We start from the raw sequence: 1,722 nt of genomic DNA, 5'->3' as shown, positions 1-1,722 counted from the left end.
GCATGTAGCCCAGCACCACCGCGCCGAAGCCGGCGCCATACTGCGCCGGTGTCAGGTGCAGCTGCTCGATCAGGACGAAGGACGAGCCGGAAATAAAGGAGAAGATGCCGCTGTAGGAGAAGGCGACGACCAGCACATAGCCGACGAAGCCGCGGTTGCGCAGCAGGAGCAGGTAATTGGCGGCCAGCCGGCCGGGCTGCAGCGCCTCCTCGTCGCGATGGGTGTTGGTCTCGTCCAGCATCGACCAGATGGTGCCGAGGATGCCGCAGGCAAAGATCGTCAGCAGCACGAAGTTCGCGCGCCAGCCGAACCCCTCCGTCAGCACGCCGCCCAGCATCGGACCCACCGCCGGGGCCAGCGCCATCGCCATCGACATATAAGCCAGCACCGTCGCCGCCCGATCCCGCCCGAACACGTCGCGCACCACCGCGCGGGCCACCACCGGGCCGCAGCAGGCGCCCAGCGCCTGGAAGAAGCGGGCGGCGATCAGCGCCTCGATGCTGCTGGTCATGGCGCAGACGGCGCTGGCCACCAGATAGATGCTCACCCCCACCAACAGGGTCGGGCGGCGGCCGAAGCGGTCGGACATCGGGCCATAGACCAGCTGCGACACCGCAAAGCCGACCAGGAAGATCGACAGCGTCAGCTGAACCGTGGCGACATCGGTGCCGAATATCCGCACCAGGGCGGGCAGCGACGGCAAGTAGAGGTCGGTGGACAGCGGGCCGAAGGCGACGAGCGCCGTCAGCAGGATGCGGATGGACAGGGAGTCTGGACGGGGCATGGTCGGCTTGCGGCGGGGAGGCGGGGCGGCACTGTATCAGAGGAAACCACCGCCGCCAGCGCGGATCGCCGACCTTCAGGTCACTTGGCCGGCAGCACCATGCGGATGCAGCGCGACAGCACGGTGTTGCCGGTCATCTCGCGGTAATTCTGGATGATGATCGGCTCGGCCGCCCTGCATTGCTCCAGGCTGGCGAACTCCAGCGTGGTCGGGCCGCCCTGGTTCAGCATGAACAGCAGCATCAAGACCCGTTCCATTGCACGCCCCTCCCGGTCAGCCGGCCGCCAGCACGGCGCGGGCGGCGGCGGCGTCCTGGACGATCTGGTCCTTCAGCGCGGCGAAGCTGGGGAACTTCATCTCCGGCCGCAGGAAGTCGATCATCTGGACCCGCAGATGCAGATCGTACAGGTCGAGGTCGACATCGAACAGGTGGGCCTCCAACCGGGCGACCGTGCCGTCGACCGTCGGGCGGGCGCCCAGGTTGGCGACGCCCGGCAGCCAGACCGTCTCGCCGCCACGGTCGACGCCGGCGCGCACCGCATAGACGCCGAAGGCCGGGCGCAGATACTCGCCCAGCTCGATGTTGGCGGTCGGGAAACCGATGGTGCGGCCGCGCTGGTCGCCATGGACGACGCGCCCCTCGATCTCCCAGGGATGGCCCAGCACATGAGCGGCCTCCTGCGGCCGGCCGGCGGTCAGCGCGTCGCGCACGCGGGTGGAGGAATAGACGCCGCCCTGCTCGTCGGACACCGGCCCGACCTCGGTCACGCCGAAGCCCTGGGCGCGCCCGGCCTGCAGCAGGAAGGCGGGATTGCCCGACCGCTTGTGGCCGAACAGGAAGTCATAGCCGCAGACGACATGCCGCACACCCAGCCCGCCGACCAGAATATCGTCGACGAAGGCCTGCGCGGTCTTGTGGCGGAAATCGTCGTCGAAAT

3 protein-coding genes are annotated in these 1,722 nt (G+C 68.8%); all 3 read right to left on the bottom strand.

Going from position 1 to position 1,722, the window contains the following annotated elements; genetic code table 11:
• Positions 1-784 (bottom strand): multidrug effflux MFS transporter (locus tag I71_RS17240; RefSeq protein WP_042696073.1); only part of this gene is annotated, 784 nt, incomplete at its 3' end.
• An 80-nt stretch (positions 785-864) separates the two neighbouring features.
• Entirely contained in the window at positions 865-1,041 is a 177-nt protein-coding gene (locus I71_RS38840; RefSeq protein WP_199902203.1) for a hypothetical protein, read from the bottom strand.
• Between the two features lie 16 nt (positions 1,042-1,057).
• On the bottom strand, positions 1,058-1,722 hold a 665-nt coding region (ribF, locus tag I71_RS17235; RefSeq protein WP_042696072.1), incomplete at its 5' end, for a riboflavin biosynthesis protein RibF.

Source organism: Azospirillum sp. B506 (assembly GCF_000333595.1).
In the GTDB taxonomy this organism is placed as follows: domain Bacteria; phylum Pseudomonadota; class Alphaproteobacteria; order Azospirillales; family Azospirillaceae; genus Azospirillum.
This window is presented reverse-complemented; position numbering and strand designations above follow the sequence as displayed.